This window comes from Parageobacillus sp. G301, from assembly GCF_030268025.1.
GTDB lineage: Bacteria > Bacillota > Bacilli > Bacillales > Anoxybacillaceae > Parageobacillus_B > Parageobacillus_B toebii.
The window spans coordinates 549,288-570,844 of the sequence record NZ_BSDB01000001.1 but is presented as its reverse complement, the minus strand read 5'-3'; the positions used below and the strand labels follow the sequence as shown (position 1 = coordinate 570,844).

At 43.1% G+C, this 21,557-nt stretch carries 20 protein-coding genes, 2 pseudogenes and 1 riboswitch; of the genes and pseudogenes, 16 read left to right on the top strand and 6 right to left on the bottom strand.

Translation table 11 applies throughout. The annotated features are described in order from the left end of the window. Position 1: 1 nt before the first annotated feature. The 10 genes from hypE to QSJ37_RS02990 all read left to right on the top strand — a co-directional run bounded on the left by hypE (position 2) and on the right by QSJ37_RS02990 (position 7,953). The gene (gene hypE, locus QSJ37_RS03035) at positions 2 to 994 is read left to right on the top strand and encodes a hydrogenase expression/formation protein HypE (protein ID WP_285753622.1); all 993 of its coding nucleotides are present in this window, start codon (positions 2 to 4) and stop codon (positions 992 to 994) included. A gap of 93 nt (positions 995 to 1,087) precedes the next feature. After that, positions 1,088 to 1,882, top strand: coding sequence for a thymidylate synthase (gene thyA / locus QSJ37_RS03030; protein ID WP_285753621.1), 795 nt, complete (start codon positions 1,088 to 1,090; stop codon positions 1,880 to 1,882). 12 nt (positions 1,883 to 1,894) lie between these two features. Then, a complete protein-coding gene (locus QSJ37_RS03025) occupies positions 1,895 to 2,383 on the top strand; it encodes a dihydrofolate reductase (RefSeq protein ID WP_285753620.1) in 489 nt (162 codons plus the stop codon). Positions 2,384 to 2,486: 103 nt separating this feature from the next. Continuing rightward, on the top strand, positions 2,487 to 2,927 hold the full coding sequence (locus QSJ37_RS03020; RefSeq protein WP_285753619.1) for a YndM family protein: 441 nt from the start codon (positions 2,487 to 2,489) through the stop codon (positions 2,925 to 2,927). A gap of 198 nt (positions 2,928 to 3,125) precedes the next feature. Next, the gene (gene ilvA, locus QSJ37_RS03015; RefSeq protein ID WP_285753618.1) at positions 3,126 to 4,397 is read left to right on the top strand and encodes a threonine ammonia-lyase IlvA; all 1,272 of its coding nucleotides are present in this window, start codon (positions 3,126 to 3,128) and stop codon (positions 4,395 to 4,397) included. Positions 4,398 to 4,503: 106 nt separating this feature from the next. Beyond that, positions 4,504 to 4,755: a YpmP family protein gene (locus QSJ37_RS03010; RefSeq protein WP_285753617.1), complete on the top strand. Its 252-nt coding sequence runs from the start codon at positions 4,504 to 4,506 to the stop codon at positions 4,753 to 4,755. A 310-nt stretch (positions 4,756 to 5,065) separates the two neighbouring features. After that, positions 5,066 to 5,908: a DegV family protein gene (locus tag QSJ37_RS03005; protein ID WP_285753615.1), complete on the top strand. Its 843-nt coding sequence runs from the start codon at positions 5,066 to 5,068 to the stop codon at positions 5,906 to 5,908. A 34-nt stretch (positions 5,909 to 5,942) separates the two neighbouring features. Next, positions 5,943 to 6,509 (top strand): SCO family protein, encoded by a 567-nt coding sequence (locus tag QSJ37_RS03000; protein WP_285753613.1) that lies wholly within the window; start codon positions 5,943 to 5,945, stop codon positions 6,507 to 6,509. Positions 6,510 to 6,586: 77 nt separating this feature from the next. Further along, entirely contained in the window at positions 6,587 to 7,381 is a 795-nt protein-coding gene (locus QSJ37_RS02995) for an SGNH/GDSL hydrolase family protein (protein ID WP_285753611.1), read from the top strand. Then, positions 7,378 to 7,953, top strand: coding sequence for a YpmS family protein (locus QSJ37_RS02990; RefSeq protein WP_285753609.1), 576 nt, complete (start codon positions 7,378 to 7,380; stop codon positions 7,951 to 7,953). Before QSJ37_RS02995 ends, QSJ37_RS02990 begins: the two co-directional genes overlap by 4 nt. A gap of 26 nt (positions 7,954 to 7,979) precedes the next feature. Here the strand turns inward: QSJ37_RS02990 and QSJ37_RS02985 are convergent, their stop codons facing one another. Then, positions 7,980 to 9,344, bottom strand: coding sequence for an RsmF rRNA methyltransferase first C-terminal domain-containing protein (locus tag QSJ37_RS02985; RefSeq protein WP_285753607.1), 1,365 nt, complete (start codon positions 9,342 to 9,344; stop codon positions 7,980 to 7,982). A gap of 58 nt (positions 9,345 to 9,402) precedes the next feature. Continuing rightward, positions 9,403 to 10,002, bottom strand: a complete 600-nt coding sequence (gene plsY / locus QSJ37_RS02980) for a glycerol-3-phosphate 1-O-acyltransferase PlsY (RefSeq protein ID WP_285754739.1) — start codon at positions 10,000 to 10,002, stop codon at positions 9,403 to 9,405. 223 nt (positions 10,003 to 10,225) lie between these two features. On the opposite strand from plsY, the gene QSJ37_RS02975 reads away from it, so the two are divergent. The 3 genes and pseudogenes from QSJ37_RS02975 to QSJ37_RS02965 form a co-directional block, all read left to right on the top strand. Beyond that, complete coding sequence (locus tag QSJ37_RS02975; protein WP_483313588.1) at positions 10,226 to 10,621, top strand: OsmC family protein; 396 nt, start codon at positions 10,226 to 10,228, stop codon at positions 10,619 to 10,621. Positions 10,622 to 10,636: 15 nt separating this feature from the next. Next, positions 10,637 to 10,759, top strand: a pseudogene (locus QSJ37_RS02970) (OsmC family protein); the annotation flags it as partial. A 56-nt stretch (positions 10,760 to 10,815) separates the two neighbouring features. Beyond that, positions 10,816 to 11,082, top strand: a pseudogene (locus QSJ37_RS02965) (MATE family efflux transporter); the annotation flags it as partial. Between the two features lie 124 nt (positions 11,083 to 11,206). Here QSJ37_RS02965 and QSJ37_RS02960 read toward each other — a convergent pair. Further along, entirely contained in the window at positions 11,207 to 12,667 is a 1,461-nt protein-coding gene (locus tag QSJ37_RS02960) for an aldehyde dehydrogenase family protein (protein WP_285753602.1), read from the bottom strand. Positions 12,668 to 13,042: 375 nt separating this feature from the next. Here QSJ37_RS02960 and QSJ37_RS02955 point away from each other — a divergent pair, with 375 nt between their 5' ends. Continuing rightward, positions 13,043 to 14,212, top strand: a complete 1,170-nt coding sequence (locus QSJ37_RS02955) for an IS256 family transposase (protein WP_285753601.1) — start codon at positions 13,043 to 13,045, stop codon at positions 14,210 to 14,212. Between the two features lie 187 nt (positions 14,213 to 14,399). Here QSJ37_RS02955 and QSJ37_RS02950 read toward each other — a convergent pair whose 3' ends face one another. Further along, positions 14,400 to 15,731 (bottom strand): IS4 family transposase, encoded by a 1,332-nt coding sequence (locus tag QSJ37_RS02950; RefSeq protein ID WP_285753599.1) that lies wholly within the window; start codon positions 15,729 to 15,731, stop codon positions 14,400 to 14,402. A 310-nt stretch (positions 15,732 to 16,041) separates the two neighbouring features. On the opposite strand from QSJ37_RS02950, the gene QSJ37_RS02945 reads away from it, so the two are divergent. Further along, entirely contained in the window at positions 16,042 to 17,670 is a 1,629-nt protein-coding gene (locus QSJ37_RS02945; protein ID WP_285753598.1) for a bifunctional metallophosphatase/5'-nucleotidase, read from the top strand. A gap of 46 nt (positions 17,671 to 17,716) precedes the next feature. Here QSJ37_RS02945 and pepT read toward each other — a convergent pair whose 3' ends face one another. Then, the gene (gene pepT, locus QSJ37_RS02940; RefSeq protein ID WP_285753597.1) at positions 17,717 to 18,949 is read right to left on the bottom strand and encodes a peptidase T; all 1,233 of its coding nucleotides are present in this window, start codon (positions 18,947 to 18,949) and stop codon (positions 17,717 to 17,719) included. Positions 18,950 to 19,112: 163 nt separating this feature from the next. Then, positions 19,113 to 19,246, top strand: a riboswitch (FMN riboswitch). 156 nt (positions 19,247 to 19,402) lie between these two features. Here pepT and QSJ37_RS02935 point away from each other — a divergent pair. Beyond that, a complete protein-coding gene (locus tag QSJ37_RS02935) occupies positions 19,403 to 19,984 on the top strand; it encodes an ECF transporter S component (protein ID WP_205423763.1) in 582 nt (193 codons plus the stop codon). A 533-nt stretch (positions 19,985 to 20,517) separates the two neighbouring features. Here the strand turns inward: QSJ37_RS02935 and QSJ37_RS02930 are convergent. Beyond that, positions 20,518 to 21,123: a sulfite oxidase-like oxidoreductase gene (locus tag QSJ37_RS02930; RefSeq protein ID WP_205423762.1), complete on the bottom strand. Its 606-nt coding sequence runs from the start codon at positions 21,121 to 21,123 to the stop codon at positions 20,518 to 20,520. Positions 21,124 to 21,557 lie beyond the last annotated feature (434 nt).

The following is a 21,557-nucleotide window of genomic DNA, read 5'->3' as shown; positions in this document are numbered from 1 at the left end:
GATGGATCGTATAACGCTTGCCCATGGAGATGGGGGGGAGTTGGCGCATCAACTCATTCAGCAAGTATTTGTTGCCTATTTTCATAACGACGCTTATGCAAAGTTTGATTCGGCTCTTTTTCCTATCGAAAAAGGCCAAATCGCGATGACAACCGATAGCTTTGTTGTGAAACCGATCTTTTTTCCAGGGGGCAATATCGGAAAACTTGCCGTAGCGGGAACGGTAAACGATTTAGCTGTATCAGGAGCAATTCCCAAAATGATGACATGCAGTTTTATCATTGAAGAAGGTTTTCCGCTAAACGATTTAAAACAAATTGTTCGTTCCATGGCGGAAGAAGCGAAAAAAGCGGATGTGCAAATCATCGCAGGCGATACGAAAGTGGTCGAACGCGGATCCGCGGATGGCATTTATATTAACACAACAGGGCTTGGTGTTGTCCCGCAGCCATTAACCGCTTCTATTCAAGAAGGAGATTCCGTCATTATTAGCGGTTCGGTTGGCGATCACGGCATTGCCGTTTTGACTGCCCGTGGGGGACTTGGATTAATGACAAATGTAGAAAGTGATTGTGCCACTTTGTATCCAATGATTTCAGCCGCGATGGAGGCATCAAAGAACATTCGAATCATGCGTGATCCAACTCGGGGTGGTTTAGCGACTGCTCTTGTTGAAATTTGTGAAGATTTTCAAGTGACGATTGAATTAGAAGAAGAAGCGATTCCTCTAAAAAGAGAAGTAGAAGGGGCATGTGAGTTGCTCGGATTTGAACCAATCTATTTAGCGAATGAGGGAAAAGTAATTTTCATCGTCGCTAAAGAAGATGAACAAAATGTTCTTGATGCGATTCGTTCGTTTCCAGAAGGAAAAGATGCCGCTGTCATTGGTACTATACGTTCGACGGACAAAGGCCAACTATTATTGAGAACACCGCTCGGAACAACGCGAAGATTATATCGATTATCGGGACTTTTATTGCCGCGCATTTGTTAGTCACGGGATTGCTCCCGTGATTTTTTTCTAGTGTTTACGCCTGCTTTTATATATAATATTTGAAAGTAACATGTCAGAAAGGATGAAGCTGTGATGAGGCAGTATTTAGATTTACTTCAAGATATTTTAGAGAATGGCGTACATAAAGAAGACCGAACGGGAACCGGGACGCTTTCCGTATTTGGGAGACAATTGCGTTTTAATTTGCAGGAAGGATTCCCACTCTTAACAACTAAAAAATTACATATCCGTTCGATTATTTACGAATTATTATGGTTTTTAAAAGGAGATACGAACGTTCGATATTTGCAAGAAAACGGTGTGACGATCTGGGATGAGTGGGCGGATGAAAACGGTGATTTAGGCCCGATATACGGTGCGCAGTGGCGTTCTTGGAAAGGGGCTGATGGCAAAACGGTGGATCAAATCAGCTGGGTCATTGAAGAAATTAAACGAAACCCCAATTCCCGCCGCTTATTAGTAAGCGCGTGGAATGTAGCAGAGTTAGATAAAATGAAATTGCCTCCTTGCCATTATGCGTTTCAATTTTACGTCGCTGACGGGAAGCTCTCTTGCATGTGGCAGCAACGTTCCGTTGATACGTTTTTAGGTTTGCCGTTTAATATCGCCAGCTATGCGCTGTTGACGCATATGATCGCCCAGCAGTGCGATTTAGATGTCGGTGAATTGATTTTTAGCGGCGGCGATGTACATTTGTATAAAAATCATCTTGAGCAAGCCAAACTACAACTGACGAGAGAACCGCGACCGCTTCCGAAGCTGGTGATCAAGCGGAAACCGGCATCAATTTTTGAATATGAATTTGAAGATTTTGAAATTGTCGACTATGACCCGCATCCGCATATTAAAGCGCCGGTTGCCGTATAAAGGAGAGATACAATGATTTCACATATTGTTGCCATGGATCAAAACCGCGTCATTGGCAAAGACAACCGCCTGCCGTGGCATTTGCCTGCTGATTTAGCGTATTTTAAAAAAGTCACGATGGGCCACGCCATTATTATGGGGCGTAAAACGTTTGAATCCATCGGGCGGCCGCTTCCCGGAAGAGAAAATGTCATTGTAACGCGGAATCGGTCGTTTCAGGCAGAAGGATGTACGGTGATCCATTCGATCGAAGCGATTCGTCAGTTTGCCGCTAAGCGCAACGATGAAGTGTTTGTCATTGGCGGTGCGGAATTATTTCAAGCGACATTGCCGTTTGCCGACCGTCTCTACATAACGAAAATTGAGGCGAATTTTCCAGGCGATACGTTTTATCCGGATTTCGAAGAGTCAGAGTGGCAGCTCGTTTCCTATACGAAAGGAATAAAAGATGAAAAAAATCCATATGATTATGCGTTTATCGTTTATGAACGCAAACGTTAACGTGTTTCGCTTTTCGGCGGAACACGTTTTTCTTTTCAATCGAATAGAAGCAGCGCAAAAAAGGAACGATAACAGTAAAAGATGATGGAAATGGAGGAATACGATGAAGCATATCGTTCCATTATTGGTGAAATTCGTTGGCTGGAGCATCGCGCTGCTTTCCATTTTTGCAATTTTTAACGCCCCGCCGCTGCTGGTTTTGTTCATGGCGGCAGGAACCGCGCTTGCTTCTTATATCGTCGGCGATTTATTGATTTTGCCTCGTTTTGGCAATTTTGTCGCTGTTATTGCCGATCTTCCGTTCACGTTTTTATTGATTTGGCTCACAAGCTATGCGCTCATTGAACCAACGATAAACATGGCGTATGCTTCCTTTTTCTGTGCACTGGCCATCGGCGCCATTGAATCGTTTTTTCATTTGTTTATGGAAAACCATATTCTTGAAGAAGCGAGAAAGGAAGAGAAGTACCGCTGGTATGACGAAGGAAGGTGGGCGACGGAGTTTGCTGAGGAATATGATCAGGAGAAAGACGACCGCACGTAAGAGGGTCGTCTTTTATTGTTATACGTAAAAAAGCACGCCAAAGATTAATTCTATTCTACTTAAATGCCATAATCATAAACAAGAAAAAAAGTGGAGGAATGTTTTTGTAAACTTTTCGAAAATTCTCTTTCTTTTTTAAAAATTTGTGCTATAATTTACAAATTAAAAAGACAACTTAGAAAGAAAGGGAACGAAAGCATGGAACAACAACTTAAACGAAAACAAGGAACCGTTTATGTTGAAGATATTTTAATCGCTTATCATACGCTAAAAGATGTTGTACACCATACTCCGCTGCAAAAAAATCCGTTATTATCAGAACGTTACGAATGTAACGTGTACTTGAAGCGTGAAGATTTACAAGTCGTACGCTCATTCAAAATTCGTGGCGCATACAACCGGATGAAACATTTAAGCGAAGAAGAACGGAAAAACGGCATCGTCTGTGCTAGTGCAGGCAACCATGCGCAAGGAGTAGCGTATTCATGTCGGGCGCTAGGCGTGCATGGAAAGGTGTACATGCCGGCGACAACGCCGAGACAAAAAGTATCGCAAGTACAGCTGTTCGGAAAAGATATGGTCGACATTGTTTTAGTAGGCGATACGTTTGATGATTCATTTAACGAAGCAATAGAGTGTGCCAAAAAAGAAGGCCGCACATTTATTCATCCGTTTGATGATGAATATGTCATTGCCGGACAAGGAACGATCGGCGTAGAAGTGTTGAACGACTGTGAAGAGCCGATTGATTTTGTGTTTGCGAGCATCGGCGGTGGCGGATTGATGTCGGGGGTTGGTACATATGTGAAAAGCATTTCTCCAGCTACAAAAATTATTGGCGTGGAACCAGAAGGTGCACCATCGATGAAAACTGCCCTCGAGCAAGGACATGTTGTGACATTAGAAGAGATTGATAAATTTGTGGATGGAGCGGCAGTCAAAACGGTTGGCGAAAAAACGTACGCGCTTTGTAAAGAAATCATTGACGATATTGTTGTCGTACCGGAAGGAAAGGTATGCACAACGATCTTAGAGCTGTATAATGAAAATGCAATTGTCGTTGAACCGGCGGGGGCGCTTCCGATTGCAGCACTTGATTTTTACAAAGACAAAATCCGTGGAAAAACGGTTGTCTGTATTGTCAGCGGAGGAAACAACGATATTGATCGAATGCAGGAAATTAAAGAGCGTTCGATGATTTATGAAGGACTGCAGCATTATTTTATCGTCAATTTTCCACAGCGTGCTGGCGCGCTTCGCGAATTTTTAGATGAAGTATTAGGACCTACCGATGATATTACTCGTTTTGAATACACAAAGAAAAATAACAAGGAAAACGGTCCGGCGTTGGTCGGCATTGAATTAAAACGCCGCGAAGATTACGCGCCGCTCATTGAGCGCATGAAGAAAAAGGGGTTTCCGTTTCAAGAAGTGAATAAAAATCCAAACTTATTCCATTTACTCATTTAGTAAAAAAACGCGAAAAAAGTCGTAAATATTTCGCACATTTCTGACATGCTTTTTTACCGATTTGGTGTATAATAAAAGTAAATCGGTGAAAAAGAGGATTGATATTTTGCTATTCAAAAGCCTAGAGTTCAAAAATGCTTATGGGCAGAAGGTGAAGATTATCGAAATTCCTGTATTGGAGGAAGATAACACGTACCGATTTATGATTCAATTGCGTTTAGAAACGTTTATTGCCAAAGTATATCGATCCCGTAATGCTCGTTCTGTTTACTCGTTTCGGGAATATTTGAAAAAAGTATTAAAATGGCCTGTTTATGAGCAAATTTTTAAAACCGATGTTTTAAAAAACAATGCTTAAACCTAGAAAAGTTGTTTTGCTTCGGCAAAACAACTTTTTATTTAGTTATTACTATTTTGTGACTGTCGCACATAAGTTCATATGTCTTTCGATATTTTTTCAAACTTTCCACACATATTATTGATATGATAATAAAATGAATAGACGTAGAAAATTCCATCGCTTTTTTGGTTTTATCTCTTTATTATGCAGTTCACCCCCTTTATGAAAAAAAGCTTCACATTTCTTCAGGACATTCTAGATTTTTATAGGAATTTTCCTCTTTTCATTGTATAATTGTACATATGGCTTAAATATTGGGAGTGAATTCATGAAAAACGTGAAAGTTGTAACGGATTCAACGGTCGATTTGCCGAAAGAGGTGTTGCAAGAGCATGGGATTGAGGTAGTCCCGCTCAGCTTTACGATTGGTGAGGAAGCGTTTATCGACCGCGTAACGATTACTCCGGATGAGTTTATGAAAAAAATGAAAGAAGCAGAGGAATTGCCAAAAAGCTCTCAACCTTCTGTCGGCGAGTTTCTCGAAATCTATAACCGCCTTGGTGAAGATGGAAGCGATATTATCTCGATCCATATGGCTGGTGGGCTAAGCGGCACTGTTCGCTCCGCGCAGTATGCCGCGACATTAGCGGAAGCGAATGTGACAGTGGTAGATTCGGAGTTTGTTTCGCTTGCTCTGGGATTTCAAGTGCTGGAAGCAGCGCAACAGGCAAGACTGGGGAAAAGTGTGGCGGAAATTGTAAACCGTCTGCGCGACGTCCGTCGCTGTACGCGATTGTACGTCACAGTCGATACATTAGACAACCTCGTAAAAGGCGGTCGTATTGGCCGTGGAAGAGCGTTGGTCGGTTCGCTTTTAAACATTAAACCGATTGCAGCGCTTGTCGATGGAATGTATACACCGATTGCGAAAGCGCGCAGTTATTCACAAATCATCAAATATTTGACCAATCAATTTAAAGAAGATATATCGAATAAAACGATTCGGGCTGTTGGGATCGCCCATGCCGATGCGCTCTCATTAGCAGAACGGCTGAAACAATCGATCGTGGAAGCGACTGGATATCATTCCATCGATATTGTCGCGACAACGCCGGTGATTTCGATTCATACCGGACCGGGCGCCATTGGCTTCATGTATTATGCAGAATAGAAGAAGATAGGTGAAGAGAAAGGTGAAAGGAAAGATGAAGCGATTCGTCGTTCTACTTGTCATCGTACTTCTTGTTGCATGTGGAAAAACCATTCCTGATGCAAAAAATTGGCCGGTTGATGATTTTACGTATACGGATCAAAATGGGAAGCCATTCGGTTTAAAAGATTTAAAAGGAAAAGTATGGGTTGCCGACTTTATTTTTACCAATTGTGAGACTGTTTGTCCGCCAATGACTGCCCATATGGCCAAGTTGCAAAAAAAGGCGAAAGAAAAAGGGCTTGATGTTGAATTTGTCTCATTTAGTGTCGATCCGGAAGTAGATACACCGAAAAAGTTAAAAGAGTACGTGAAAAAGTTTAACGGTGATTTATCAAATTGGCATTTGCTTACAGGATACAGCCAGCAAGAAATTGAGAAATTTGCCGAGAAAAATTTTAAAACGATTGTAAAAAAGCCGAAAAACGAGGATCAAGTGATCCATGGAACAGAGTTTTATCTTGTTGACCAAAACGGTACGATTGTTCAAACTTATAGTGGGGTGCAAGATGTTCCGTATGAAAAAATTTTAGAGCATATTGAGATTTTGCAATCATCATAGAAGGCAAAAATGTAGATACATTTTTGCCTTTTCGTGTTTTCTTCATGTGTGTTTACAAGTAAGGCAGGTGTAGAATAATGAAAAAATGGGGATTGCTTTTTTTATTGTTGCTCTATTGTGCGGGCTGTTCTTCCGAGCAGGCAATCAACGCTGCCAGCTTGCCTGAACGGCAAGTAAAGCTGACACCGCTTACGGTTGCCAATGATTTTTTTCCAAAAGATATTCGCGTGCTCGCCCTTGGCGATTCGTTAACAGAGGGAGTAGGAGATCATGAACAAAAAGGAGGATATGTTTCTCGGTTGCGCCAACAATTATTACAGCATAAAGGGGTGCGGACGCTCTCGGTCATCAATTTTGGAAAGCGAGGATTACGGATTTCCAAGCTCGATGATGTTGTCCATGAGCACGCAAACGAGGTCCGACAGGCGGATCTTATTTTCATTACCATCGGCGGCAATGATATGATGAAAATTGTTCGTTCCCATTTTTTTGATTTATCGTACACTTTATTTGAGAAGGAACAAAAACGATTTGCCGAGCGGTTGGATCATCTTTTGGCAATGATTCGCACATATAACCAACATGCTACTATTGTTCTTGTCGGCTTATACAATCCATTTTCCAACTTGCTTCCAAATATTCCGGAAATCAGCGATGTCATTGAGCTATGGAATAATGGGAGCAAAGCGGTGTTGGCGCGCTATGATCGAACGATTTTTGTCAATGTGAAAGATTTGTTTGATGGCCGGGATGATGTGTTATATAGCGACCAATTTCATCCAAATGAAGTAGGTTATGAATTAATCGCAAGACGTGTGTATGAACAATTGCAGCAACACGAAGAAATGTGGTTAGGGAGTTTGGAAGAATGAATTGGAAAAAATGGTTTTGGGCGTTGGTGGTATTGGATATTGCTGTTGTGATGCTTTTTGCTGTTTGGTTGTTTCAGCCGGCTAAACCGATATCGGTGCCGTCTCCAAAAAAAGTAAAAGGTGCCACGTTTACGGTATATTCGAACAAAGAGCATCTGAATACGGTGATCAATGATTATATTCGTAAAAAAGCAAAAGACCATCCCGTGCAATATCGAGTTTGGCTTGATGATCGAGTGTATGTGGCAAGTAAGCTCCCTGTATTTGACCGGGAAATTGACCTTGTCGTTTCCTTTATTCCGAAAGTGGTTAAAGGCGGAAATGTAGAGCTGGAAAGTCCGGAAATATCGCTGGGCGATTGGGAGCTTCCGGTCACGTACGTGTTAAGATATTTACGAAAACACGCGCCATTGCCAGATGAAGTGATCATTGATCCGAAGGTTAACCGTGTGTATGTGGCGCTCACCGATATTCGTTTCGGCAACGGTTATCAAGTTTCCGCCCGGAAAATTGATTTGGCAAAGGATGAAATTGTATTTACGCTGACGATTCCGACATCGGCAAAACAATAAGGGCCGCTTGTAAGCGCGCCCTTTTTCTACACCATTCGCAATCCTTTCGGATAAAAGTTTTTCACTGTGCCTTTTACCTCTTTTCCCCAGCCGAGAGGATAACCATCAACAGTCACAAGCAGCCAGCCGCGGTCTTCTCCCGTCTGAATCGTTTCCCCGCGCAAATATTTTAGACATTCTACGCTGTCGCTTGACAAGTCAAGGGAGTAACGAACGTCTTGCGGCTTTAGCGATAAGGCAAGTGCATGGTTCGGCTCAAACCGCTGCTTTTTCGCTTCTCCTAAGTGAAGACCTGCCCGCACGACTTTCAGGCCATCGAAGTTCGGGCAGTGGTCAGGTAGGGCGAAAAGATGGTGTTGAAAGGCATACATCGGTTTTTCGATTTCTGTTTGCAATACTTCATGTTCAAACTGCCGATACTCACGAACCATTTGTTTAGAGGCGTTTGGCTTGGCATAGCGTCCATTCCACGAAGGGGACGGGCCTGTTTTTTTTATTTTGGCGACAAAATGGCCTTCCCCTTTTAACGAATGCGGCCATAGCCGGACCGTCCTCTCTATTTCCTCTAAGTTGGTGTTTGTCCATTCCTGTCTTCCCGGTTGAATGCCATGGACTTTTTCAATTGATAGCAATTCAAGATCATCATATGTTTGTAAAAAAGCTTCTATGGTCTGTTCGTTTTCTTCCGGAGAAAACGTGCAAGTGGAATAGACGAGAATGCCGCCTTCTTTTAACATCTCGTATGCACAGTCTAAAATATGCCGTTGTTTGATGGCGCATTGTTCGACGTGCGCTTGGCTCCAAAATTGCACAGCTTCTTCGTCTTTTCGAAACATGCCTTCCCCCGAGCATGGAGCGTCTACTAAGATTTTGTCAAAAAACCCAGGGAAATATTTCGCGAGTTTTTCCGGTGTTTCATTCGTAACAAGCGCGTTTGTAATACCAAACCGCTCGATATTTTCCGATAGTGCTTTGACGCGTTTCGGATGAATTTCATTGGCAATAATCAGCCCTTGATTTTTCATCATTGCCGCAAGCTGCGTCGTTTTTCCGCCAGGTGCGGCGCAAAGGTCAAGAACAAACTCCCCTGGATTTGGCTTTAACACTTCAGCAACAAACATCGCGCTCGGCTCTTGGATATAATAGAGCCCTGCCGCGTGATACGGATGCTTTCCAGGTTGTTCGTGTGCATCATAATAAAAACCAGTTGGACAAAAAGGAACAGGGGAAAGCACAAACGGGACGAGCGTTAAAAACGTCTCGCGGTCGATTTTCAATGGATTGAACCGCAACCCGTTTGCTTTTTCTTCATGATAAGTGGAAAAAAAACGAGAAGCTTCGTCTTGCAAAAGCCTCTCCATTTTTTCGATGAATTCGCTTGGCAATTTCAATGACCAAACTCCTTTCCTGCAGATCAAATGGCTTGTTTTTATTATGCGCTTGATCGTGTTAACGATTTTTTCCACCCAGCCATTTGATTTTTGGTTCCGTTTTGTTAAGGATGCGTTTTATATTTGCGCGGTGGCGGTAAAAGATAAACGCCGTTAATAACGATACTGCGATCATGAGTGGAACGTCATCCGTAAAGAAGACCGTATAAATAACCGCATATACCCCGGCTAACATAGAAGATAAGGAAACATATTTGGAAATATACAAAACAATGAAAAAAACAACAAGAAGGGAAATGAAAAAGAACGGTGAATAAAACAACATTACACCTGCCGATGTTGCGACCGCTTTCCCGCCGCGGAATTTCGCGAAGACCGGGTAAATATGTCCGAGAACCGCGCACACTCCTGCTAAAAGCGGATGTATGTGCACGGAGAATAATAAAGGCAAGCTTGCCGCTAATGTTCCTTTCAAAATATCTCCGCATGTGACAATCAGTCCTGCTTTTACTCCAAGCACACGAAAGGTATTTGTCCCTCCTAGATTTCCGCTTCCATGCTCACGAATATCGATTCCGTAGCCGATTTTCCCGACAAGAAGCGCAAACGGAATCGACCCAAGAAGGTAAGCTGCGATCAAAATAAGTGCTTTTTCCATCAATCTCCTTACACCCTTTACTCATCAAATTCGTGCATGCTTTTATTTTACCATGCATGAAAAAAAACGCTAGATCAGAAAATAGAAACATATCAACGGAAAGGTATTTTTTTTGCATTTATTTTTTTGGCAAAGTAAACTAGATGATAACATGGTTGTTTTATCACTGGAATTGAAAGAGGAGGAAGAAAAAGTGCAAGCAAAAGTGAAATGGAACGGACAAATGTCGTTTACAGGGATGAGCGCATCAGGAGTGCAAATTCCGATCGATGCATCCAAAGAAGCAGGAGGGCAAGATTCCGGAGCGCGGCCGATGGAATTGATTTTACACGGGCTTGCCGGATGTACAGGAATTGATATCATATCGATCTTGACAAAAATGCGGCTTGAAGTTCGATCGTTTTATATAGAAGTGGAAGGAACCCGTGCGGACGATCATCCAAAACGGTTTACGGATATTCACATTCATTATGTGTTAGAAGGGGATTTGCCAGAAGACAAAGTCGTCCGCGCTATTCAATTGTCGAAAGAGAAGTACTGTTCTGTATCCCATTCGTTAAATGCCAACATTACGGCAAGCTACTCGATTAATGGTGTGAAGGGGAAAAACCACTTGTAAAAACAAGGAGGGACAAAAACGAGTGAATCACAGGAGCGCATTGACGAATTACGGCGCATTACCGATTCGCGTTGTCCTGTTTACACGACGCTAAAGGCGGCGGGCGTTCAGTTGCAATCTACATGGACAAAAGCATAACGATACCCCCTTGGGCAACCAAGGGGGTATTCCAATGGAAGTAAAGTGACTGGGAAATGACGCGGCAATACGATTTGACAAAAGGTAATATTCCTAAACAGCTGATCGCTTTTTCGTTCCCTATTATGTTTACGAACTTATTGCAAGTTTCCTATCAATTTATCGATAGTTTTTGGGTTGGCAATTTGATAGGAGAAAATTCCCTTGCGGCGGTCGCAGTGGCAAGTACGGTCATTTATACGATTTTATTGTTTATTATCGGCATGAATAACGTCACCTTGACGATTTTTTCGCAACAAAAAGGAAAAAACGACCAATGCGGCAGCCTTTCTGTTTGCACGCCTTAAAACGGACGAAAAACCGTATGAGTGTGTGCAGGCGAAATGTAAAAGGAGCTGATTTGAAAGCATTTCTGCTTTACGGTCAGCCCCCTTTTTTCTTTGATTACTAAAACGGATAGCGGCGATACTCTTTTTGAATCGATACCCATTTTGTCACCGTAAACTCTTCCACAATCCACGGGTTTCCGAACCGTCCGATACCGCTGGCTTTTGTGCCGCCAAACGGAACGGTTGGGCTATCATTGACCGTCTGATCGTTAATATGTGTCATACCACTTTCAATTTGTAAGGCCAATTGTTCGCCTTCGCTTAAATCTTCGGTGAAAATCGCTGAACTTAAACCGTATTCGGTATCGTTCGCCATCGTGATCGCCTCGTCATCGGATTCGGCTTTAATAATGGTCGCGATCGGGGAGAACAATTCGGTTTGTGCAAGTTTGCTGTTATTATCGACATCGACAAATACAGTTGGCGTTAAAATGTTGCCGATTCGCTTTCCTTCGAGCGCCACTTTGGCGCCTTCTTTTTTCGCTTCTTCAATGATCGCCAATGCTTTTTCGATTTGTTTTTCGTTAATCAGCGGACCGATGATCGTTTTCGGATCGCGCGGGTCGCCATACGGAAGCGCTTTAGCCCGTTCGACGAATTTTTCGACAAACTCATCATAATGGTTTTTATGGACAATGATGCGGTTAATAATCATACAAATTTGCCCTTGATGGATAAACTTACCGAATATTGCTGCGTCAACGGCACGATCAACATTGGCATCAGCAAGAACGATAAACGGGTTGTTACCGCCAAGCTCTAGCGCGACGCGTTTTAACATTCCGCCCGCAATCGCTCCGATATGTTTGCCGACAGCAGTCGAACCAGTAAAACTAATAAGCTGTGAATTCGGATTCGTTAACATATCGTCGCCGATTTCATCGATATCGGTGAGAACGACGTTTAAAACTCCTTTTGGCAATCCAGCATATTCAAAGGCTCTTGCGATGATGGAGCCGCCTGTTAAGCATGTTTGGATATCCGGCTTATGTACGACGCTATTTCCTAACGCAATCGCTGGGGCGATCGTTCTCATCGACAAATTCATCGGAAAGTTAAACGGAGAAATCGACGTGATGACCCCTAATGGCAGGTGATAAATCCGGTTGATTTTCCCTTCTGTTTCTGACGGGACTTCCCTCACTTTTGTCAATTCATCCACCATGTTGATTGCTTCTTTGACAAGTCCAATCGATAGATCGACTTCTACGTTCGCCTTAATGATGCTGCCACCTGTTTCGCGGGCGATCATATCAATAATTGCATCCCGATTGGAACGTAAATATTCCGCCGCTTTACGGAGCACTTCCTTTTTCTCTTCTTGGGATGTTTTCGCCCATTCTTTTTGTGCTTGTTTGGCGACGTCAAACGCTTCGGCAAGCTGCGTTTTCGTTGCCAGACGAATGGTTGTAATAACGGAATTGTCATACGGGTTTAAGTTATCATATGTCCGTTTGCTAAGTCCATCGATCCATTCGCCGTTGATGAAGCTTTTGTTGAATTGTTCATATCGTTCCATTAGAGACACCTCCTTTTGATACACAACACTAGTTTTTACGTGGATGATCGCCATTATACGGCGTTTTTCCATTAATTGTTTGTTTTTTATTCATTGTTTGTATAGCAACGAGGGGATAATGGAGAAGAATTTCTCTGTTTAGTAGGATAGGAGAGAGGAAACGAATAAACTCTATGAGAAGTTTTCGTTATTAACTTTATAAAAAAATCCCCTGTTTGAAGTTTATTTTCCTTGAGAAAAGAGATACCTAGCTGCTCATAACTACAGATGATGTATAAAATTTTGTGTAAAGCATTTTATTAGAACAAAAGAAAAAAGGTAGGGTATTCTCTGATTTGGACCACAACACATTCCAGAGAAAGGAGTACCCTACCTATGTCTAAAAGAAGTATACCGAATGTCGACTGGGCAAATCAACTGGAAAATGCCATTCGTCAGTTTGTAAAAGAAAAATTAGAACTGATTATGCGGGAAGAAATCAAAAATTTCCTCGAAATCGAACAGGCTGGAACGCCGAATAGGAGAAACGGCTACTATCAGCGAAATCTAGATACGCAATATGGCCGGATTGAGGGTCTTTTGGTTCCAAGAGACCGAAACGGGGAATTTCAAACACAGTTGTTTGCCCCTTACCAACGGCACACGGGCTGGCTGGAGGAAGCAATCATTAGGATGTACCAAAGTGGCATGAGTACGCGTGAAATTGGCAAGTTTATCGAACGAATTCTAGGAAGCACCTATTCTCCTGCGACGATCAGCCGGATTACCGATGTCGTGAAGGAAGACATCGAGAAATGGCACGCTCGTCCACTACACCAGCGTTATTCGGTCTTATATTTGGACGGCTTGTACGTGAAACTTCGCCGGGATACGGTAGAGAAAGAAGTTATTTATGTGGTATTGGGGGTGAACGAAGAAGGGTATCGTGAAATTCTTGATTTCTTCGTAGGAGGACAAGAAAGCGCCTATGTATGGCAGGAGATTCTCCAACAGCTCTACCAAAGAGGCGTCAAGGAAGTGCTTCTTGGCGTCTTCGATGGCCTTCCGGGGTTGGAGGAAGCCTTTAAGGCGGTGTATCCGAAAGCCGATGTGCAGCGCTGTGTCGTGCACAAAGTCCGCAGCACCCTAAATCGTGTTCGGAAAAAAGATCAATTCGAAATGGCGGAGGACCTGAAACTCATTTATCGTTCTCCGAATAAAGAAATCGCATTGGAGATGTTTCAACAGTTTCAATCCAAATGGTCTCACAAATACCCAAGGAAAGTCCAATCGTGGGCAAATGAGTTGGATGTCCTTCTCACCTTTATGGACTATCCAAGCAGTATTCGAAGTGTGATTTATATGACCAATGCCATCGAACGAACGATCAAGGAGATTCGGAAACGTCTAAAGCCGATGAACAGTTTGAGCAGTTTAGAAGCCGCTGAAAAAGTCGTATATTTGACCATTCAAGATTTTAACGAGAAATGGGCAGGAAGAAAGTTGCGAGGATTTGCCGAAGCGCAAGAAGCCCTTCAACGAATGTTTGAAGAACGTTATCATTAACCAAATAATGTAAATAGATGAGATGAGGGGGATTCTTCCCATACCCGTCAAGTTAGCGGTATAAAATTTTTTAGGATGATACGCATGTTCGAAAAATCAATCAAAGGATGAAGAGAAAACCAAATGCTGGGCATGCCAAATAACCCTCAAGAAGAGGGGTATTTGGCATTTATATCCATAACCCACACTACCATATCCCCAATTTCTTTAAAAGATCCGATACCGTTTCCTCTCCTTTCCTTCGGTCTTTCCTCGCGTGTTTCCTTAACAGAGACAGGAGAGATGGAAGGGCGGTTTCCATCGCTTGGGGATGCAAAAGAAACCGATGCCAATACGATTGGAGGATATTAAGCGCTTTCCATTCACTGATCTCGATTCCCTCCCGTTGATGCCAATACCTTCGGGCTTGGAACAGAAGAGTCTGCGTGACTAAAATGGCAATCAATGTCCCATATAAGTGGCATTCGAATCGTTCCTTCTTCATCTTTTTGACACGGTCAAGGTCAAATAAGGATTTCCAGCCCTTAAATAACAGCTCCACTTGCCAGCGCAGCGAATACAGCTCATAAACTTGTTGCGCATCAAACGATTCTTGTGGTAAATTGGTCAGTAAGATGTGATATTTCTTTTGTTCAAGGGTTTGGCGTGACAGCGCCTTCCCTTTCTTTTTTTCCTTTTTCCGCACGTACGCCAGCCGTTTTTCCCATTCTTCCGCCGTGAGACGGCGAAAAATCAGACGCGGAACATACAGGCGTTGGTGTCCGATATACACGTGTTCCACTTCCACGGCTTCCCCCTCGCCCAATCGATTTCCTATCGATTCCCAATCCCATTCGTGCCACTCCCCGTCCTGTTTGATATAGACTTTGATATCGGAACGCAACCGGGTAATATAATAAGCACCTCGAGCATCGATCTTCGCCAGCGTGGCGAGTGAAAAAAACCCCAGATCCCGAATGCAAAGGTCATTCGGTAAAATCGTGTGCTGGGTATGATAAGCAAAGCGGGCATCGGAATCATTGGCCTGTTGGACGCACAGCTGAAGACAGGTGCCCGATAACAGCTCATACTCAAATTGGATTTTGGCGCCAGATGAAACCGAACCTTGATAGTCCTCACCATAGTCGGCCGGAAGTAAAAAACTGGTAGAGTCTAAGATCCGCAGACGGGTGAAACAAGCGCGATACGTCTCGGTGATGGAAGAGAGTGCCGGACGTTGATGCATCAGGAGAGTAAAAAAGACCTCTTTTAAAAACGCCACGGCACGAGGCGTAAACCGCTGATTCAGTCCTTCATTCGAGAGAGAGCAATCATGCCAGAGCGCCAAATCGGCACACAACCGCTGAAGCGACTGACAGGCGAGCGATCCGTCTCCCCAAGCACATAGCGTCAGAAAGGCTTCCGCTGTTAATGAACGCTGCCGCTGAATGAATCCGACTTTCCGTGCCAGACGGGTCAGTTCTTCAGAGAAGAAGAGTTGACGAATCGTTTTTATCCATGCCTTCATCTTTTTTGCCATCAAAAAATAATCCTTTCCAACGATGATTTTCGTTAGAAAGGATACCATGTTTTTGGCGCTGAAAAAAGATCAAATTCTTAACTTGATGGCTATGGGGAACCAGTCCCCCTCTATTCCAAATCTATTTCAGAGATACCCTATCTATCTTACATTACACAAAATTCTTGACGGTACCTGGTAGAAAATCTCCATATAAAAATTTATATAAAATTTACAATATTTTTAGAAGAAAATAAGTATTTTGGCTCTATTATTACTATGAAACGAAATCTATGATAATGACAGGAAAACGAGGAAAGGAGTTATGAATATGAAACTTTCATCCAAACTGGTTAAAACGACTGTATCTGCGCTTGCCTTGTCCGCTGCTCTGTCTTCAGCAAGTGTATTTGCGGCTGGGCAACCTGACCATCTAGGGAAAAAGCAGCAGACGAATTCCTATTCATATCGTTATATCGATGTACAATTGCTAGGAATTAACGACTTTCACGGACAGCTTGATGTAACAAGAAACGTTGGAGGAAGAGCGGTCGGGCGAGCGGATTATTTAGCTGCGTATTTAAAACAACGGGAAAGGGAAAATAAAAATACGCTTCTTGTCCATGCGGGAGATGCTGTTGGGGCTAGTTCACCTGTATCGGCACTGCTGCAGGATGAGCCAACGATAGAATTTTTAAATAAACTAGGTTTTGATGTAGGAACACTCGGAAACCACGAATTTGATGAAGGGGTCGACGAAATGCTTCGCCTCATTAATGGCGGAACACATCCAAAAACCGGCTATTTTCGCGGCGCGGACTTTCCATACGTAAGCGCGAATGTAATCGATAAAAAGACGGGAAAACCGATTCTTCCGCCTTATGTTATTAAAAAAGTGAAAGGGGTGAAGATTGGCTTTATCGGAGTAACTTTATCCGATACGCCAAGCATCGTCATTCCAAGCGGTGTGGCGGGAGTTACATTCAAGGATGAAGCGGAAGCGATTAACGAAGCAGTGAAACAGTTAAAACGGCGTGGGGTGCGCGCGATCGTTGTTCTTGCGCATAATCCAGGGGTTTCTAATATAGATGGTTCCAATGCGAGTGGGGAAATCATCGAAATCGCAAAAACAGTGGATGATGAAGTCGATGTTATTTTTGCTGGTCATAATCATGCGTATTTAAACGCCGAAGTGGACGGCAAACTGCTTGTTCAATCATATTCTTATGGAACTGCTTTTTCGGATGTGGATTTAACAATTGATCGGCGGACAAAAGACGTTGTTGCGAAAAAAGCGGAAATCGTGACCACCTACCAAGATAGCATCAAGCCTGATCCAAAGATTACGAAATTCATTGACAAGTATGAAGCAAAGGTATCTCCAATTATTAACCAAGTCATCGGTATGGCAAAAACGACGATTAGCGCTGAGCAAAATGCAAGTGGTGAATCAGCGTTAGGAAATTTGATTGCGGATGCGCAGCGGACAGCGATGAAAACCGACTTCGCCTTTATGAACCCTGGCGGCATTCGCGCCGATATTGAACAAGGGGAAGTGACATGGGGAGAGCTGTATAACGTGCAGCCATTTAGCAATCAGCTCGTAAAAATGACGCTCACGGGCGAGCAAATCCGTAAGCTATTGAACCAACAATGGCAGTCGAATCAAACACGCATGCTGCAAATTTCCGGTCTCACATATACTTGGGACGCAAGCAAACCAACAGACAAAGTCGTCGATATTTATTTGCCAAACGGCGCAAAACTCGATCCAAATGCAGAATACACCGTTACAGTAAACAGCTTCCTAGCTGATGGAGGAGATAACTTTACGGTATTTACGGAAGGGAAAAGCCGCGAAGTAGGACCAGTCGATTTAGAGGCGCTCATCCATTATATTCAACAGCTTCCTCAGCCATTTGATGCCCAAATCGAAGGCCGCATTCAACAGCTTCGCTAAATATGAAAAAGCTGGTTCCAAAGCGCCGTTGGAACCAGCTTTTCTGTTACGCTTTTTGCTCGAACAGCTTAATAATTTCAATAATGACGTTTGTTGCTTTGATCATGTTGTCGACGGAAATGTATTCATAGCGGCCGTGGAAGTTTTCGCCGCCCGTGAAAATATTTGGAGTCGGCAGCCCCATGTACGAAAGTTGCGACCCGTCCGTGCCGCCGCGGATCGGCGAAATTTTCGGTTCAATATTTAAGTTTTTCATCGCTTCATAGGCGATATCGACAACTTCACGGACAGGTTCGATTTTTTCTCTCATGTTATAATATTGGTCTTTTATTTCGATCGCGATTCGCTCTTTTCCGTATTTTTCTTGCAGTTTTGCCGCGATTTCCCGCATTTTTGTTTTGCGCGCTTCAAATTGTTCGCGGTCAAAGTCGCGGATAATGTAATGAAGCGCTGTTTCTTCGACATTTCCTTGGAAGGAAAGCAAATGATAAAATCCTTCGTAGCCTTCCGTATGTTCCGGCGCTTCGTTGGCAGGAAGCTGTGCGTGAAATTCCATCGCGATTTTCATCGAGTTAATCATTTTGCCTTTGGCGGTGCCTGGATGAACATTTTTTCCTTTAAATTTGATTTTTGCTTCCGCGGCGTTAAAGCTTTCATACTCTAATTCGCCAAGCGGACCGCCATCGACTGTGTACGCATATTTAGCACCGAACTTAGCGACGTCAAACTTATGCGGCCCTCTGCCGATCTCTTCATCTGGCGTAAACGCGACGCGCACTTTTCCGTGTTTAATTTCCGGATGCTGGATTAAGTAGGCCATCGCCGTCATAATTTCCGCGATTCCAGCTTTATTGTCCGCGCCAAGCAGCGTCGTGCCGTCGGTGGTGATTAACGTATGGCCTTTGTAGTTTGCAAGTTCCGGAAAATCTTTCGGCGAAAGCACAATATGTAACGCTTCATTTAATATGATATCGTTGCCATCGTAGTTTTCGACAATTTGCGGTTTTACATTGGCGCCGGTAAATTCAGGAGCCGTATCCATATGGGCTAAAAAGCCAATGGTTGGCACATCTTTATCGGTATTTGCGGGCAATGTTGCCATGATATAGCCGTTTTCGTCTATTGTTACTTCTTCCATGCCGATTGCTTTTAATTCTTCTACTAGCATTTTCGCTAGCGTCCATTGACCCGGAGTGGAGGGACAAGTGTCACTGTTCGGATCAGACTGGGTGTCAACTTGAACATACTTCGTAAAACGTTCAATGATTTCATGTTTCATGATAGTCAGCTCCTTATTATTTACTATCTTTTTCCTTCTTTATTTTATCATAAAAATGAAAAATCATGTTGGTGTGAGAAAAAAGAGCATTCATATGCACTGTATTGATGATAGACATAACGCATAAAGAAATTATATAATAATATTAAAAAAATATAATACGATTCATCTTCGGGGCAGGGTGAAATTCCCGACCGGCGGTGATGAAGCAATTTGCTTCTCAGCCCGCGAGCCGCATAGGCACGATCCGGTGCAACTCCGGAGCCGACAGTATAGTCTGGATGGGAGAAGATGAAGGTTTGCCGGCGTTCGAATGTTGCGCGATCGAACGTCTATTTGAGCATGCCCTTTTTCTCCCTTAAGTGTGAACACTTAAGGGTTTTTTATTTGACGCTCAAAGTTGGCAGCCTTCTTCTTGTGAGGATGGATCACGAGAAGGAGAGGAGAATCGACATGAGAAAAATGAATATCCGCGCGCTTGTCTTAATTGGAGTGTTTAGTGCCATCTCGTATTTGCTGATGCTGTTAAACTTTCCGCTTCCGCCATTTCCAAACTTTCTATTGGTGGATTTCAGCGACGTTCCTGCATTGATCGCCGCGATTCTGTACGGGCCGCTGGCGGGAGTGTCCGTTGAATTGCTGAAAAATGTGTTGAATTATTTCATGGTCGGCAGTCCTACCGGCGTTCCGGTCGGGCATATCGCCAACTTTATGGCCGGGATTACGTTTATTTTGCCGACATATTACGTATATCATAAAACAAAATCAAAAAAAGGAATGCTGGCTGGTTTAGTCATTGGTACAGTTGTCATGGCGGTGATGATGAGTGTATTAAATTATTATGTGTTTCTGCCGGCGTATACGATCTTTCTAGGCGCACCGGCGATGAGCGCACCGGAAACAAGAGCATTGGTTGTTTCGGCTATCTTGCCGTTTAACGCGGTAAAAGGCACGATGATCACGATTGTATTTATGCTATTGTTTGTCCGTTTGCACCAGTGGATGCAAAAACAAGCGGCAACGAATCATGCATAGTGCATATATGCAGCGAGGCTGCCTCAAAAGGCCGTTGAATCGACCTCTTGAGGCAGCCTCTTATTAAATAACCATGCTAAAGTTATTTTTTTCTGATTCTTAATATTCGCAAATATCAAGAAAGGGAAAAATTAGAATTTTTCGACTTCTTATCCCAATTACCTGAATTTTCAACCAAAGGAATGCAAGAACCACCTTTAAACAGCCATATACACATTAAATAGGTTTTCTAATGAAAATATGTGCTAAATGCAAAAAAAGTAAAAACCTCGAATGATGCCAAGACAATAATGAAAAACTGGATAGAGTGTATAAAAAGGACAATGTAAATGTTGAGAATGGGCAACATGGCAGTAAAAGAAAATCATTGTGTGCCCGTTTCTTCCGTGTATGAAGAGTGCAAAAAATAAAAAGAGATTGTCTTAGAAAAGACTCTTTCTCAGCTTGTCGACTTTGTCGGCAAGCTGAGAGGAACTCTAAAAAAGAAGCTCTCGTTTTTTAGGGGTGAATACAATGAACTTTCCAAAAAAGTTTTACATATCGTTTGGATCGGCAAAGCGCTCTTCCTTAAACGGATTGGCGGTCATCGAGAAGCCGCGTTGTTCCCAATATCCCGGCTCGTCTTTTTTCATGAACTGGATTCCAGATACCCATTTCGTTCCTTTCCATAAATAAAACGATGCAGGTGGAATAAAGCGGAGCGGATAGCCATGTTTTGGGGAAATATTCTGCCAGTCATGACGTTTGTCTTTCCAGCGGTACACAAATAGCGCGTCATCGCCCATCAGCGCCTCGAGCGGCAAGTTCGCCGAATAGCCGAAGCGGTCTCCTTTTAAGTAGCCATAAATTTTCACGTATTTCACATCTGGGGCCAGTTCAACAAAGCGCAAAAACTCGCGAAAGGCAATCCCTTCAAATGTCGTATCAAACTTCGACCATGTCGTCACACAATGCATATCGATCGTCGAGATTGTTTTTGGCAGTTCCATTACTTGCTGATAGGAAAGAGAGACTTCTTCTTTTACATCCCCAAATAAGCGGAATTCCCATGTTGATTCATCAAATTGATAAACATCCCCATCATGGAGAATCGGCCATTTTTCCGTTTCAAATTGGCCTGGCGGCAGTTGTTTTGTCAATGGCGAGCCCCCCTTCTATGTATGAATTTATATAAAATGATACGGCGAAAAAGTGGTGTACGCAACTATATTGGCAGGAAATAATCGGATAGAGAAAAGGGCCGGGCCCTACACAGATTCACGGATATTGCTCAAAGAGTTAGGAATACATGCTGAAAAAGATGTTTTTTCATCGAGGGTTTTTTACGATTCAAAGGGATCTGCCGTCAGTGTTCAGTACGAAACTGATTGGATACTCCGATCTAAGCTTCTTCAGGCAGGATTTAATTTAGCTGCCACGAGGTTTCAACGTCTTCGGTAAAAAAATTTACAACCGGTAAAGGTAATGCAAAAAAGATAAATGGTTCTCTGGGGATTTGAGCACAGTGGCGAGCGATAACGTCTGTGATGCGTTTATGCTGGCGCAAATCGCCAGAGCTTTGAGTGGGCAAGTG

Coding starts and splice junctions, on each gene's coding strand:
- hypE (WP_285753622.1), top strand. CDS start 2: ATGGATCGTATAACGCTTGCCCATGGAGATGGGGGGGAGTTGGCGCAT.
- thyA (WP_285753621.1), top strand. CDS start 1,088: ATGAGGCAGTATTTAGATTTACTTCAAGATATTTTAGAGAATGGCGTA.
- QSJ37_RS03025 (WP_285753620.1), top strand. CDS start 1,895: ATGATTTCACATATTGTTGCCATGGATCAAAACCGCGTCATTGGCAAA.
- QSJ37_RS03020 (WP_285753619.1), top strand. CDS start 2,487: ATGAAGCATATCGTTCCATTATTGGTGAAATTCGTTGGCTGGAGCATC.
- ilvA (WP_285753618.1), top strand. CDS start 3,126: ATGGAACAACAACTTAAACGAAAACAAGGAACCGTTTATGTTGAAGAT.
- QSJ37_RS03005 (WP_285753615.1), top strand. CDS start 5,066: ATGAAAAACGTGAAAGTTGTAACGGATTCAACGGTCGATTTGCCGAAA.
- QSJ37_RS03000 (WP_285753613.1), top strand. CDS start 5,943: ATGAAGCGATTCGTCGTTCTACTTGTCATCGTACTTCTTGTTGCATGT.
- QSJ37_RS02995 (WP_285753611.1), top strand. CDS start 6,587: ATGAAAAAATGGGGATTGCTTTTTTTATTGTTGCTCTATTGTGCGGGC.
- QSJ37_RS02990 (WP_285753609.1), top strand. CDS start 7,378: ATGAATTGGAAAAAATGGTTTTGGGCGTTGGTGGTATTGGATATTGCT.
- plsY (WP_285754739.1), bottom strand. CDS start 10,002: ATGGAAAAAGCACTTATTTTGATCGCAGCTTACCTTCTTGGGTCGATT.
- QSJ37_RS02975 (WP_483313588.1), top strand. CDS start 10,226: ATGTCGTTTACAGGGATGAGCGCATCAGGAGTGCAAATTCCGATCGAT.
- QSJ37_RS02960 (WP_285753602.1), bottom strand. CDS start 12,667: ATGGAACGATATGAACAATTCAACAAAAGCTTCATCAACGGCGAATGG.
- QSJ37_RS02955 (WP_285753601.1), top strand. CDS start 13,043: ATGTCTAAAAGAAGTATACCGAATGTCGACTGGGCAAATCAACTGGAA.
- QSJ37_RS02950 (WP_285753599.1), bottom strand. CDS start 15,731: ATGGCAAAAAAGATGAAGGCATGGATAAAAACGATTCGTCAACTCTTC.
- QSJ37_RS02945 (WP_285753598.1), top strand. CDS start 16,042: ATGAAACTTTCATCCAAACTGGTTAAAACGACTGTATCTGCGCTTGCC.
- pepT (WP_285753597.1), bottom strand. CDS start 18,949: ATGAAACATGAAATCATTGAACGTTTTACGAAGTATGTTCAAGTTGAC.
- QSJ37_RS02935 (WP_205423763.1), top strand. CDS start 19,403: ATGAGAAAAATGAATATCCGCGCGCTTGTCTTAATTGGAGTGTTTAGT.